The 13,526-nt window shown below is 66.3% G+C and carries 13 protein-coding genes; 8 read left to right on the plus strand and 5 right to left on the minus strand.

What is annotated here, in order from left to right:
• Window position 1: 1 nt before the first annotated feature.
• The 3 genes from WIT60_RS02140 to ubiA are packed head-to-tail and all read left to right on the plus strand — an operon-like array spanning window position 2 to window position 5,550.
• Window positions 2-3,136: an efflux RND transporter permease subunit gene (locus tag WIT60_RS02140; protein ID WP_339582296.1), complete on the plus strand. Its 3,135-nt coding sequence runs from the start codon at window positions 2-4 to the stop codon at window positions 3,134-3,136.
• Entirely contained in the window at window positions 3,129-4,658 is a 1,530-nt protein-coding gene (locus tag WIT60_RS02145) for an efflux transporter outer membrane subunit (RefSeq protein WP_339582297.1), read from the plus strand. The genes WIT60_RS02140 and WIT60_RS02145 overlap by 8 nt, the downstream gene beginning before the upstream one ends.
• A gap of 7 nt (window positions 4,659-4,665) precedes the next feature.
• On the plus strand, window positions 4,666-5,550 hold the full coding sequence (ubiA, locus tag WIT60_RS02150; RefSeq protein WP_339582298.1) for a 4-hydroxybenzoate octaprenyltransferase: 885 nt from the start codon (window positions 4,666-4,668) through the stop codon (window positions 5,548-5,550).
• Window positions 5,551-5,647: 97 nt separating this feature from the next.
• On the opposite strand, the gene proC is transcribed toward ubiA, so the two are convergent.
• Both proC and WIT60_RS02160 read right to left on the minus strand, forming a co-directional pair.
• Window positions 5,648-6,466, minus strand: coding sequence for a pyrroline-5-carboxylate reductase (gene proC, locus WIT60_RS02155; RefSeq protein ID WP_339582299.1), 819 nt, complete (start codon window positions 6,464-6,466; stop codon window positions 5,648-5,650).
• 58 nt (window positions 6,467-6,524) lie between these two features.
• Window positions 6,525-7,211, minus strand: a complete 687-nt coding sequence (locus tag WIT60_RS02160; RefSeq protein WP_339582300.1) for a YggS family pyridoxal phosphate-dependent enzyme — start codon at window positions 7,209-7,211, stop codon at window positions 6,525-6,527.
• A gap of 36 nt (window positions 7,212-7,247) precedes the next feature.
• On the opposite strand from WIT60_RS02160, the gene WIT60_RS02165 reads away from it, so the two are divergent.
• From WIT60_RS02165 to WIT60_RS02175, 3 genes are read left to right on the plus strand one after another with little or no spacing between them, the layout of a single operon-like run.
• The gene (locus WIT60_RS02165; RefSeq protein WP_339582301.1) at window positions 7,248-8,291 is read left to right on the plus strand and encodes a type IV pilus twitching motility protein PilT; all 1,044 of its coding nucleotides are present in this window, start codon (window positions 7,248-7,250) and stop codon (window positions 8,289-8,291) included.
• A gap of 60 nt (window positions 8,292-8,351) precedes the next feature.
• On the plus strand, window positions 8,352-9,488 hold the full coding sequence (locus WIT60_RS02170; protein WP_339582302.1) for a PilT/PilU family type 4a pilus ATPase: 1,137 nt from the start codon (window positions 8,352-8,354) through the stop codon (window positions 9,486-9,488).
• Between the two features lie 59 nt (window positions 9,489-9,547).
• Window positions 9,548-10,447 carry an NAD(P)-dependent oxidoreductase gene (locus tag WIT60_RS02175; RefSeq protein ID WP_339582303.1) on the plus strand — a complete coding sequence of 300 codons (900 nt, stop codon included), beginning with the start codon at window positions 9,548-9,550 and terminating at the stop codon, window positions 10,445-10,447.
• Between the two features lie 80 nt (window positions 10,448-10,527).
• Here WIT60_RS02175 and WIT60_RS02180 read toward each other — a convergent pair whose 3' ends face one another.
• Genes WIT60_RS02180 through WIT60_RS02190 form a run of 3 tightly spaced genes read right to left on the minus strand, consistent with a single transcriptional unit; the run spans window position 10,528 to window position 12,170 of the window.
• Entirely contained in the window at window positions 10,528-11,181 is a 654-nt protein-coding gene (locus WIT60_RS02180) for a BON domain-containing protein (RefSeq protein WP_339582304.1), read from the minus strand.
• On the minus strand, window positions 11,181-11,759 hold the full coding sequence (locus WIT60_RS02185) for an SIS domain-containing protein (protein ID WP_339582305.1): 579 nt from the start codon (window positions 11,757-11,759) through the stop codon (window positions 11,181-11,183). The genes WIT60_RS02180 and WIT60_RS02185 overlap by 1 nt, the downstream gene beginning before the upstream one ends.
• Window positions 11,760-11,795: 36 nt before the next feature.
• Window positions 11,796-12,170 (minus strand): YraN family protein, encoded by a 375-nt coding sequence (locus WIT60_RS02190; protein ID WP_339582306.1) that lies wholly within the window; start codon window positions 12,168-12,170, stop codon window positions 11,796-11,798.
• Between WIT60_RS02190 and rsmI the strand changes: the two genes are divergently transcribed.
• Window positions 12,163-13,080 (plus strand): 16S rRNA (cytidine(1402)-2'-O)-methyltransferase, encoded by a 918-nt coding sequence (rsmI, locus tag WIT60_RS02195; RefSeq protein ID WP_339582307.1) that lies wholly within the window; start codon window positions 12,163-12,165, stop codon window positions 13,078-13,080. The two genes, WIT60_RS02190 and rsmI, sit on opposite strands and share 8 nt — an antisense overlap.
• Window positions 13,081-13,224: 144 nt before the next feature.
• The gene (locus tag WIT60_RS02200) at window positions 13,225-13,518 is read left to right on the plus strand and encodes an esterase/lipase family protein (protein WP_339582308.1); all 294 of its coding nucleotides are present in this window, start codon (window positions 13,225-13,227) and stop codon (window positions 13,516-13,518) included.
• Window positions 13,519-13,526: the final 8 nt, after the last annotated feature.

Genomic DNA, 13,526 nt, shown 5'->3' on the forward strand with positions numbered 1-13,526 from the left:
CATGTCACGTTTCTTCATTGATCGGCCCATCTTTGCGTGGGTGATCGCCCTCTTCATCCTGGTGTTCGGCGCGGTGGCGGTGACGCAACTGCCCGTGGCCCAGTACCCGACCGTGGCGCCGCCCTCGGTCGTCATCAGTGCGGTCTATCCTGGTGCCTCAGCCAAGACGCTAGACGAGGCCGTGGTCAACGTCATCGAGCAGGAGCTCAATGGCGCGCCGGGTCTGGCCTACATGGAGTCGGTCAGCCAGGCCAACGGCACCGCGGCCATCACGGTCACCTTTGAGTCCGGCACCAACATCGACCTGGCTCAGGTGGAGGTGCAAAACCGCCTCTCGCGCGCCACGCCGCGCCTGCCCAGTGCGGTGACGCAGCAGGGCGTGAAGGTCGAAAAGACCCGCAGCAACATCCTGATGTTCGTGATGCTGTCGTCCAGCAACCCGGCCTATGACCCGGTGGCGCTGGGCGACTACGCCTCGCGCAACATCGTGCCCGAAATGCAGCGCGTGCCCGGCGTCGGTCAGGTCACCATGTTCGGCACCGAGCGTGCCATGCGCATCTGGGTCGACCCGGCCAAGCTGGTGTCCTACGGTCTGAGTGTGGCCGAGGTCAATGCGGCCATCCGTGCGCAGAACGCCCTGGTGCCCGCCGGGGGCCTGGGTGAGTTGCCCAACTTGAGCGAGCAGACCGTGTCGGCCACCGTGGTGGTGGCCGGTCAACTCACCAACGTGGAGCAGTTCGGCAACATCGTGCTGCGCGCCAAGGCCGACGGTTCGACCGTGCGTCTGAAAGACGTCGCACGGGTGGAGTTGGGGGCGCAAACGTACAGCGCCTATGCGCGCCTCAATGGCAAGCCTGCGCTGGGCATGGCCATCCAGCTCTCGCCCACGGGCAATGCGCTGGCCACCGCGAAGGCGGCCAAGGCGCGTCTGGAAGAGTTGCGCAAGTACTTCCCGTCGGGCGTGGACTACTCGGTGCCCTACGACACCTCGGGCTTCATCGAGTTGTCCATCACCCAGGTCGTGCAGACCCTGGTGGAAGCCGTGATCCTGGTGTTCCTGGTGATGTTCCTGTTCTTGCAGAACTGGCGCTACACCCTGATCCCGACCCTGGTCGTGCCGGTGGCCCTGCTGGGCACCTTCGGGGTGATGTCGGTGTTCGGCTTCTCCATCAACGTGCTGACCATGTTCGGCATGGTGCTGGCCATTGGTATCCTGGTGGACGACGCCATCGTGGTGGTCGAGAACGTCGAGCGCATCATGGTCGAAGAGGGGCTCTCGCCGCTGGCGGCCACCCGCAAGGCCATGGGCCAGATCAGTGGCGCCATCGTCGGCATCACCGTGGTGCTGGTGTCGGTGTTCATCCCGATGGCCTTCTTCTCCGGCTCGGTGGGCAACATCTACAAGCAGTTCTCGCTGTCGATGGTCGCCTCCATCCTGTTCTCGGCCTTCCTGGCCCTGACGCTGACCCCGGCCCTGTGCGCCACGCTGCTCAAGCCGGCCGCCGAGGATCACCATGAAAAGAAGGGTTTCTTTGGCTGGTTCAACCGCGCCTTCAGCTCGACCACGCATGGCTACGAAAGCTGGGCGGCCCGCCTGGTTCAGCGTGGCGGCCGCACCTTGATCATCTACGCCATCATCGTGGGGGCCGTGGGCTGGATGTACGTTCGCATGCCCACCTCCTTCCTGCCTGATGAAGATCAGGGCAGCCTGATCACCCTGGTGCAGTTGCCTGCCGGGGCCACGGCGCAGCGCACCGAGACCGTGATGAAGCAGGTGGAAGACTTCTACCTCAAGCAGTCCGAGGTCAAGTCGGTGGTGGGCGTGGTGGGCTTCAGCTTCTCGGGCTCCGGCCAGAACGCCGGTCTGGCTTTCGTGTCGCTGAAAGATCACCAGGAGCGCAAGGGCGACGCACACACGGCCCAGGCCCTGGCCAAGCGTGCCTTTGGGGCCTTGATGGGGGTGCGTGACGCCTTCATCTACCCCCTGGTGCCGCCGCCGATCATGGAGTTGGGCAACGCCACCGGCTTTGCCGTGCGTGTGCAAGACCGCGCCTCGCTGGGGCATGAAACCCTGCTGGCCGCTCGCAACCAGTTGCTGGGCATGGCGATGCAGAGCCCTATCCTGACGGGCCTGCGCCCCGAAGGTCTGGAAGACGCCCCGCAACTGCAGATCGACATCGACCGCGACAAGGCCAATGCCCTGGGCGTGGACTTTGGCTCGATCAGTGCCTCGTTGTCGTCCTCGCTGGGTTCGGCCTACATCAACGACTTCCCGAATGCCGGTCGCATGCAGCGCGTCATCGTTCAGGCCGACGCCAAGGACCGCATGCAGGCCGAAGACCTGCTGCGCATCAACGTGGTCAACAGCAGCGGCCAGAGTGTGCCCCTGTCGGCCTTTGCCACAACCCGCTGGGTGAGTGGACAGATGCAGGCCGTGCGCTACAACGGCTATCCGTCGATGCGCATCTCGGGCGCGGCGGCGCCGGGCTACAGCTCGGGCGACGCCATGGCCGAACTGCAGCGCCTGGCCGATCAGTTGCCAGCGGGCATCGGCATTGAGTGGACGGGCCTGTCGCGTGAAGAGCGCCTGTCGGGCTCGCAAGCCACCATCTTGCTGGTGTTCTCGCTGCTGGCGGTGTTCCTGTGTCTGGCGGCTTTGTACGAAAGCTGGTCCATCCCGGTGGCCGTGCTGCTGGTCGTGCCGCTGGGCATCCTGGGCTCGCTGCTGGGTGCCAACCTGCGTGACATGCCCAACGACGTTTACTTCAAGGTTGGCCTGATCACCATCATCGGCCTGTCCGCGAAGAACGCCATCCTGATCATCGAGTTCGCCAAAGAGCTGCAGGAAAAGGGCATGAGCCTGATCGACGCCACATTGCGCGCCTGCCACCTGCGCTTCCGCCCGATCATCATGACCTCGCTGGCCTTCATCCTGGGCGTGCTGCCCCTGGTGCTGGCCTCCGGCCCCGGCTCGGCCAGCCAGCGTGCCATCGGCACCGGCGTGATGGGTGGCATGATCGCCGCCACGGTCCTCGCCGTGTTCTTTGTGCCCGTGTTCTTCGTGGTGGTGCGGCGTTTCTTCCCAGGCAAGCCCGCCGCTGCCCCTGCTTCCGATGTGGAGACCGCTCATGAATAAGACCACCCGCCTGCTGCGCCCCGCCATCGCCATGGCGGCGCTGCTGAGCCTGGCTGCTTGCTCGCTCACGCCCGACTACCAGCGCCCGGCGCTGGCGGTGCCCGATCAGTTGCCGGTGCCCTCGGCGGCCGCCACGGCGTCGGCGCCTGCGTCCAAGTTGTCCGAACTGCCCTGGGCCACCTACTTCCCCGACGCCCGCCTGCAAGGCCTGATCCGCCAGGCTTTGGATCAGAACCGTGACCTGCGCGTGGCCGTGCTCAACATCGAGCAGCTGCGGGCGGCCTACCAGATCCAGAACGCCGACCGTTTCCCGACCCTCAATGGCGTCGTCAGCGGCAGCCGTGGACCGTCGAACACCCCGCCCAATGACCTGACCACCACCGTCACGGGTGGGGTGACGGTCTCCGCCTTCGAGCTCGACTTGTTCGGTCGTGTCAAGGCGCTCAGCGAGGCGGCAGCCGCCCAGGTGCTGGCCTCGGAAGAGGCGCGCAAGGCCGCCCACATCAGCCTGGTGGCCGCCGTGGCCAACAGCTACTACGCCCTGTGGGCCGACCGCTGGCAGCTTGCCTTGGCCGAGCAGACCCTGAAAACGCGGGAAGAGTCCTACAAGCTGCTCAAGCTCAAGTTCGACCACGGCGTGCTTAACGAGCTCGACCTGCGCTCCTCGCAGTCTCTGGTCGAGGCGGCGCGCGTGACCCGTGCCCAGGCGCAGCGCCAGTGGGCCCAGGACCTCAACGCCTTGAACCTGCTGCTGGGCTCGACCGCACCAGCCGATCTGCTGCCGCCCGTGCCGCAGATTGATGCCCAGGCCGTGGGCCGCAGCGCCGACACCCAGGCCGCCAGCCAGGCCGTGCTCGCCACCCTGTGGCCGGGTCTGAGCGAACTGCCTGTTGGCCTGTCGTCCGAGGTACTGCTGCAGCGCCCGGACATCGCGCAGGCCGAGCAACAGCTCATCGCCGCCAACGCCAACATCGGCGCGGCCCGTGCGGCACGCTTCCCGCGCATCAGTCTGACGGCCAGCGCCGGCGTGGTCAGCGACTCGCTCTCGGGCCTGTTCGACGACGGCCGCAACGCCTGGAGTTTTGCTCCCTCCCTGAGCGTGCCAATCTTTGACGCTGGCCGCGCCAAGGCCGGTGTGGCCGTGGCCGAGGTCAAGCGCGACATTGCCGTGGCCCAGTACGACAAGGCCGTGCAAACTGCCTTCAAGGAAGTCGCCGATGCCCTGGTGGCCCGCCGCAGCTACGCCGAACAGGCCGAAGCGCAGCTGGCCCAGGCCCAGGCCGAAGCGGCGCGCCTACGTCTGTCCACGCTGCGCTACGACACCGGTGTCGCCAGCCAACTCGACTTGCTCGATGCCCAGCGTGCCCTGTTCAACACCCAGCAGGCACTGATCGCGGCCCAGCTGGCGCGTCAGCAGGCCCACATTGGCGTCTACAAGGCCTTGGGTGGAGGCTGGGTGGCGCAGCAGCCAGGTGTGACGTCCGGTGCGACCACCGCGGCCGCTCAGCCCGTCACGCCATAATTCCGGTGTGAACACCGCCGCCACCCTGACCCTGCGCGACCGCTGGTCGCTCTACCTCGACCTGATCCGCTGGGACCGCCCTCAGGGCTGGCTGCTCTTGCTGTGGCCCACCCTGATGGCCTTGTGGATCGCTGCGCAAGGTTTTCCGGGCTGGCACCTGCTGGCGGTCTTCACGGCCGGCACCATCCTGATGCGCAGTGCTGGCTGCGCCGTCAACGACTTCGCCGACAAGGACTTTGACCGCCACGTCGAGCGCACCGCCCAGCGCCCGCTCACCAGTGGCCGCATCTCCGTCAAGGAGGTCGTCCTCATCGGTGTGGTGCTGGCGCTGATCTCGTTCGCGCTGGTGCTCACCACCAACGCTTACACGGTGACGCTGTCCTTCGGGGCGCTGGCCGTCACCATCGTCTACCCCTTCACCAAGCGCTTCTTCGCCATGCCGCAGGCGGTGCTGGGCGTGGCCTACGCCTTCGGCATCCCGATGGCCTTCACGGCCGTGCGCAACGAGGTCCCGCCGGTGATGTGGTGGCTGCTGGCCGGCAAGCTGGCCTGGGTCATTGCCTACGACACCGAGTACGCCATGGTCGACCGCAACGACGACCTCAAGATCGGCATCCGCACCTCGGCCATCACGCTGGGGCGCTTCGATGTGGCGGGGGTCATGACGCTGTACGCGCTCTGCATCGCCTCCTGGTGGCAAGCGGGGCAGTTGGCGGGCCTGGGCTGGGTCTACGACCTGTCCCTGGTGGTGGCCGCGGCTCAGGCGCTGTACCACTTCACGCTCATCAAAGGCCGTGAACGTCTGGCCTGTTTCAAGGCCTTCCGCCTCAACCACTGGCTGGGCTTCAGCGTGTGGGTGGGCGTGGCCGCCGATCTGGCGTTGCGCGGTTGATCACGGCCCACGGGCATCGGCACAGACTCATGCCTTGGTGAGCAGACCGTGGGCGTCATGTCACCCACGGAAGATGGCGCTCAGGCCACGCTCAAGGTCAGCGGCCGAACTCGTCGCCCAATTCGGCTGCACGCTGTTGCGCCGCCCGCATCGCGGCCACGAACGCGTCTTTCACGCCAGCCGACTCCAGATGGGTCAGCGCCGCATACGTGGTGCCGCCCTTGGAGGTCACGCGCTCACGCAACACCGACGGGCTCACGTCCGACTGCTGTGCCAAGGCGGTCGAGCCCGCAAACGTGGCCTGGGCCAGCAAGCGACCTTGCTCGGCGCTCAGGCCCATGTCCTGTGCGGCCTGCATCATGGCCTCGATGAAATAGAACACATAGGCCGGGCCCGAGCCCGACAAGGCGGTCACCGCGTCCAGATCGGCTTCTTGCGCCACCCACAGGTGCGCGCCGGTAGAGCGCACCATGTCTTCAATGGCCGCCCGTTCGTCGGCACTGACTTCGGCGCGGGCGAACAAGCCCGTCATGCCCTGGCCCACCAGCGCCGGTGTGTTCGGCATGGCGCGCACGATGCGCGGCGTGCCCAGCAGGCGGGCGATGTCGTCGGTGCGCAGGCCGGCCATCACGCTGTAGTGCAGGGCCTGTCCGGTCAACGGGGCATAGCTTTGCGCCGCGTCCTTGAACTGCTGAGGCTTGACGGCCCACACCACGGTGCGTGCCGTGCGCAGGGCCTCGTCCGGGCCGGCGGCCGTCTGCAAACCCAAGGTGTCGGTCAGGCGCTGACGCTGTTCGGCCACCGGATCGATGACCAGGATGCTGGCGGGGGCCGTGCCTTGGCGCAACAGGCCGCCGATGATGGCAGTGGCCATGTTGCCGCCGCCGATGAATGCGATGTCGATGGAGGTGCTCATGACCGTCATCATGCCGCAATCGTGACCCACTCCGGCGTGGCCCCGACGCAGGTCGACCTCAACGCTGACCAAACAACGCCGTGCCCACCCGCACCATGGTCGAGCCCTGCGCCACCGCGGCTTCCAGGTCGGCGCTCATGCCCATCGACAAGACGTCCAGCGGCAAGCCCGCCGTCCGCAGTTGCTCGAACACCACGCGCACCTGAGCCAGGGCTTCCGCCTGCACGGCTGGGTCGGGCGAGGGGGCGGGCAGGGCCATCACGCCTCGCAACTGCAGGCGGGGCAGGGCGGCGACAGCCTGCGCCAGGGCCAGCGCCTCACCCGGCGCCACCCCGCTCTTGCTTTCCTCGCCACTGGTGTTCACCTGAATGCACACCTGCAAGGGCGGCAGATGCGCCGGGCGCTGCTCACTCAGGCGCTGTGCAATCTTGAGCCGGTCCACGCTCTGCACCCAGTCAAAGTGCTCGGCCACCACGCGGGTCTTGTTGCTTTGCAGCGGGCCAATCAGGTGCCAGGTGATCTGCTCACGCAGGTCGGCCAGCTCGGCAATCTTGTCGAGCGCCTCTTGCACATAGTTCTCGCCAAACCAGCGTTGGCCGGCGTGAAATGCGTCGCGCACTGTTACGGCTGGAAACGTTTTGCTCACCGCGAGCAGCGTGACACTGTCGGCTGGACGCCCCGTTTGAGCACACGCTGCCTGAATCCGGTTTCGTACGAGTTGCAGGTTGTTCGCGATCGTCGCCATAATGGGTCTGTAACGAATGACAGGTCGACATCATCCATGGATATCACCCAACTGCTGGCCTTCTCGGTCAAAAACAAGGCATCTGACCTCCACTTGTCGGCAGGCCTGCCTCCCATGATCCGGGTGAACGGCGACGTGCGCCGCATCAACGTCGATGCGCTGGACCACAAGCAGGTCCACGAAATGATGTACGACATCATGAACGACGCCCAGCGCAAGCACTTCGAAGAGACGCTGGAGTGCGACTTCTCGTTCGAAATCCAGGGCTTGGCGCGTTTCCGCGTCAACGCCTTCAACCAGAACCGCGGCGCTGGCGCCGTGTTCCGGACCATTCCGTCCAAGATCCTGACGCTCGAGCAGCTCAACGCGCCCAAGATCTTCGGCGACCTCGCGCTCAAGCCGCGCGGCCTGGTTCTGGTCACCGGCCCGACCGGTTCGGGCAAGTCCACCACGCTGGCCGCCATGGTGAACCACCTCAACGAAACCGAATACGGTCACATCCTCACGGTGGAAGACCCGATCGAATTCGTGCACGAGGCCAAGAAGTGCCTGATCAACCAGCGCGAAGTCGGCCCGCACACCATGAGCTTCTCGAACGCCCTGCGTTCAGCCCTGCGTGAAGACCCGGACTGCATCCTGGTGGGCGAATTGCGTGACTTGGAGACCATCCGCCTGGCCCTGACCGCCGCCGAAACCGGCCACTTGGTGTTCGGCACCCTGCACACCTCCAGCGCCGCCAAGACCATCGACCGCGTGGTCGACGTCTTCCCCGCCGCCGAAAAGGAAATGGTGCGCGCCATGCTGTCGGAATCGCTGCAGGCCGTCATCTCGCAAACGCTGTGCAAGATCAAGGACGGCAGCGGCCGCGTCGCTGCCCACGAGATCATGATCGGCACCTCGGCCATCCGCAACCTGATCCGCGAAAACAAGATCGCCCAGATGTACTCAGCCATCCAGACCGGCAGTGGCCAGGGCATGCAGACCCTCGACCAGAACCTGGCCGACCTGGTGCGTCGCAACATCATCTCGCCGGCCGAGGCCCGTTCCAAGGCCAAGATCCCCGAGAACTTCCCGGGTTGATCCCCTGGCGAACCACACGCACGCGGCCTTTCACCGACCCCACAAAATCAGGACACCACCATGGAACGCGACCAGGCATCCAAATTCATCAACGACCTGCTCAAACTCCTGATTTCGCGGGGCGGCTCCGACCTCTTCCTGACGGCTGAATTCCCGCCCGCCATCAAGGTTGACGGCAAGATCAACAAGGTCTCGCCCCAGCCCTTGTCCGGCTCGCACACCATGGCCCTGGCGCGTTCGATCATGAACGACAAGCAGGCCGCCGAGTTCGAACGCACCAAGGAGTGCAACTTCGCGATCGCGCCCACGGGCATCGGCCGTTTCCGCGTCAACACCTACATCCAGCAAGGCCAGGTTGGCATCGTGCTGCGGGTCATCCCGGCGCACCTGCCCACCATTGACGGTCTGGGTCTGCCCCTGATCCTCAAGGACGTGGCCATGGCCAAGCGCGGCCTGGTCATCTTCGTGGGGGGCACCGGCTCCGGTAAGTCCACCTCGCTGGCGGCCATGGTGGACCACCGCAACGAGAACTCCTACGGTCACATCATCACCGTCGAAGACCCGATCGAATTCGTGCATCCGCACAAGAACTGCATCGTCTCGCAGCGCGAAATCGGCATCGACACCGAAGGCTGGGAACAGGCGCTCAAGAACACCCTGCGCCAGGCCCCGGACGTCATCCTGATGGGTGAAATCCGCGACCGCGAGACCATGGAACACGCCATCCAGTTCTCTGAAACCGGTCACCTGTGCATGGCCACCCTGCACGCCAACAGCGCCAACCAGGCACTCGACCGCATCATCAACTTCTTCCCCGAAGACCGCCGCGACCAGCTGCTGATGGACCTGTCGCTGAACCTGCGCGCCCTGGTTTCGCAGCGCCTGCTGCCGCGCGAAGCCGGCAAGGGCCGGATCGCCGCGGTGGAAGTGATGCTCAACTCGCCGCTGATCGCCGATCTGATCTTCAAGGGCTCGGTGGGCGAGATCAAGGAGATCATGAAGAAGTCGCGCGAGCTGGGCATGCAGACCTTCGACCAGGCGCTGTTCGACCTCTACGAGAGCAATTACGTCAGTTACGAAGATGCGCTGCGCAACGCCGACTCGCTCAACGACCTTCGCCTGCAGATCAAGTTGCACAGCCAGCGTGCCCGCAATCAAGACCTGTCGGCCGGCACCGAGCACTTCCAGATCGTCTGATCGGGCGCGGTCGGCCTGGGTGTGTCTGACACAATCGGCTCTCCAACTCGGAGAGCCCGATGAACGTCGCCGACAAGACCTACGAGCCCACCCCCGCCCGCCGCATCGCCTGCATCGGCCTGGGCACCATGGGCGCCCCCATGGCCGCCCACCTCCAGCGTGCCGGCCACACCGTCACCGTCTACAACCGCACCGCAGCCAAAGCCGTCGCCTGGGTGCAGGCCCATGGCGGACAGTCCGCTGCCACACCGCGTGAGGCCGCTCAGGGCGCCGACATCGTCGTCACCTGCGTCGGCAACGACGACGACCTGCGTGAGGTCTGCTCCGGCCCGCAAGGCGTCTTCCACAGCCTCGCGCCCGGTGCCGTCGTCGTCGACCACACCACCACGTCTGCTGAGGTCGCCCGCGAACTCGCGCAGGCCGCCCGCGAGCGTGGCCTGCATTTCATCGACGCCCCCGTGTCGGGTGGCAACCTGGGCGCGATCAATGGGCTGTTGACCGTCATGTGCGGTGGCGACGCCGGGGCCTATGCCCGCGTTCAGCCCGTCATCGCGGCTTATGCCCGCGCGGTCACCCTGCTAGGCGACAGCGGTGCCGGCCAGCTCGCCAAGATGGTCAACCAGATTGCCGTGGCAGGCTTGCTGCAAGGCCTGGCCGAGGCGCTGGCGTTCGGTCAGAAAGCCGGGCTAGACATGGGCCAGGTGCTGAACGTGATCTCGCAAGGGGCCGCCAGCAGCTGGCAGATGGTCAACCGCGGTCCCACCATGATCGCCGACCAGTTCGATTTCGGCTTCGCTGTCGATTGGATGCGCAAGGACCTGGGCTTGGTGCTCGACGAAGGTCGCCGCCTGGGCGCCCGACTGCCCGCCACCGCGCTGGTCGATCAGTTCTACGCCGACGTGCAAGCCATGGGCGGTGGCCGGCTGGACACCTCCAGCCTGATCAAGCGCCTGCGCTGAGCCGCCCGATCTGGCGCACGCCTCCCGCGTGCGACCCAGGTCAGTAGGCCCGGGGCGTCACACCATCGGCCGAGCGCCCATCAAGGCTGGGTGCTGCCGCTGGCAGCCGGGCTCACCGGCCTGGGCAGCTTGCGGGCCAGTTCTTCCTCGCTGATGATCTCGAACACCTTGACCACGCGACGCACCCCGCTGATGGTCGACACCAGCTCGGCGGCCCGGTTGGCTTCGCGCTCGGTCACCATGCCCATCAGGTAGACCTCGCCGCGCTCCACCACCACATCGAAGGCGTTGCTCATCAGATCGCGCGCGTCGACCAGCGTGGCGCGCACCTTGGTGGCCACCAGCACGTCATTCGAACGCGAGGACAGCGTGCTGTTGAAACCCACCACCAATTCGTTGACGACGCCTGCCACGTTCTCGGTCTGGCCCGCAGCAGCGGCTGCGGCAGCGCGATCGGCCTCGGTCGGCACCTCACCAGTCAACAGCACACGGCGGTTGTAGGCGTTCACGTTCACGTGGCCGCGGTCCTTCAGAGCGTCATTGATGCGGTTGCTGGCCTTGATCTTGATGCCCTGGTCTTCCAGTTGCATGCCCGAGGTTCGGCGGTCGGTCGCCACAAAGGCGCCGCCCACGGCGGTGCCCAGGACCAGCGGCGCGCAGGCCGACAGACTCAGGGCGGCGGCCAAGGCGGCGGTCCAGCGCAGCACGGTGGGGCTAAAAGTCAAACGGGTCATCAGGCATCCTCTCCAAGCAAGTGGGTGTCCACGGCCGCACACAGGCCTTCCAGGGCCAACCAGCCGATCGCAAACAAGGTGGACTCGCGCGTACCCGGCAAGGGCACCCACACATCCGTGTCACGCAATTGCGGCCCCAGCGTGCGGGCCGCCTCTCCTGTGAAGACCACCAAAGTCAGGTCCAGTTCCGCCGCCGCTTCCGTGGCTGCCAACAGGTCAGGGTCATCGCGCTCCAGCGAAAACGCCAGCCACACATCACCGGGATGACCCAGTGCGCGCACCTGCTGCGCCAAGGTGGGCTGCATCGGGCCCGCGGGCGGCACCAGGGCCATGGCCGACAGAGGAGGGCGCTCACGCCCCGTGCCTCGCACCAGCCAGGTGGCGGCCTGCTGGGCCAGCCAGGCGGCTTCACCCTCACCGGCGCACAGTACCTTGCCGCCCGAGGTGATGGTGTGCATCAGGGCCAAGGCCGCGTAATTCAACTGCTGGGCCAACCGCTCGGACGACTGATACAGCCAGTCGGCGGTTTCCAGCAAAGGCTGCTGCAGATAAGACTGCTGAAAGGAGGAATCCGGCATGGCGCGGATGATACCCAGGGTTTGCCAGTCCCTGTGTCAGGACGCATCAAAGGCCGCAGGCAGCCAGGTCACGTCCTCGCCATCGATGGCCACCACGTCAAACCGGCAGGGCGGCCACACTTTCAGACTCGACAGGTAAAACTGCGCGCCCAGAATGCAGCGCCGCTGCTTGCCTCGCGTCACCGTGGCCGCGGCACCGCCATGCGTGCGCGCACTGCGCTGTCGCACCTCCACGAACACCAGTGTCCCCTCCGCGTCCGGGGCGCGCATGATCAGGTCCACCTCCGCGCCGCGTGCACTCGGGCCGCGCGCCACCCGATAATTGCGCTCTACCAGCGTCAGGCCTTGCGCCAGCAAATGCCGCAGCGCGCGCTCCTCCGCCTCATCTCCCCGGGACTTTGTCGTGACCATCGATGCCAATCTGCTGCTCCAGGCGGCCCAACACGTGGCCGGCGGCCAGCAGTATCCCAAAGGTGCGCTCTATCTGGTCGCCACGCCCATCGGCAACCTGGCCGACATCACCCTGCGCGCTGTCCAGGCCCTCACACTGGCCGACGTCATCGCTTGCGAAGACACCCGTGTCACCGGCAGCTTTCTGCGCCACCTTGGCATCGACAAGCGCCTCGTGCCCCTGCACCAGCACAACGAAGTTGGCGGTGCCCATGCTCTGATCGCGCTCATGCAGGCCGGCCAGCGCGTGGCCTATGTCAGCGATGCCGGCACGCCTGCCGTCTCCGACCCCGGGGCCCACCTCGTGCAAGCGGCCCAGGCCGCCGGCCTCACCGTCGTGCCCCTGCCCGGGGCCAGCAGCGTCACCACCGCCATGAGCGTGGCCGGCGACACCGTCGCCCAGGGCTTCCGCTTCCTCGGCTTCCTGCCCGCCAAAGGCGCCGCCCGCCAGGCCCAGCTGCGCGAGGTGCTTGGCCAATCCTGCAGCGTGGTGCTCTTCGAGGCCCCGCACCGCATCGACGCCCTGGCCCGCGACCTCGTCGAGGTGCTGCCGCACGGCCGCCTCACGCTGTGCCGCGAACTCACCAAACAGTTCGAAGAGATCGCCACGCTGCCAGTGGCCGACTTCCCCGCCTGGCTCACCGCCGAAGCCCACCGCCAGCGCGGCGAATTCGTCATCGTCGTCCACGCCCAACCCGCCGAGGTGGACGAGACCCTGCTCACCCCCGCCCAGGCGACGCTCCTGCAAACCCTGGTCCAGCACATCCCGGTGAAGCAGGCTGCCGGTCTGTTGGCCGACGTCACCGGCCGGCCCCGCAAGGCCCTGTACGAGCAGGCCCTGACCTACCGTCAGTCCGACGACACCGACTGACGCGGCGGGGCCGCCTTGTTCCCGCGAGCAAGGGGCAGGGGCAACCCGAGAAATCAGGGTTCACCACTTGTGACTTTGTGCACGCCTCGCATGACAGTGGGGGTTGCCACGCGCCGAACCTGGCGCACTCACCGGGAGCCCTCCATGATCTTGCCTCTCCTCCGTCGTGCCCTGACGGCGCTGCTGTTGATCGCCACCCTCTCCGCCGCCCATGCCGGCACCGCGGCGCAGACCCGCTACCCCATCGTGCTCGTCCACGGCTTCATGGGCTTCAACACCGTCCTTGGCATCCCCTACTGGTACGAGATCCCCGAGGCGCTGCGCAAAGAAGGCGCCACCGTCTACATCGCCTCGGTCAACCCGTCTCAAACCACCGAATACCGCGGTGAAGAGGTGATCCGCCAGATGCAGCAATGGGCCGCCCGCGACGGCGTGTAGAAGTTCAA

It is taken from the genome of Aquabacterium sp. G14, from assembly GCF_037482285.1.
In the GTDB taxonomy this organism is placed as follows: Bacteria; Pseudomonadota; Gammaproteobacteria; order Burkholderiales; family Burkholderiaceae_C; genus Aquabacterium.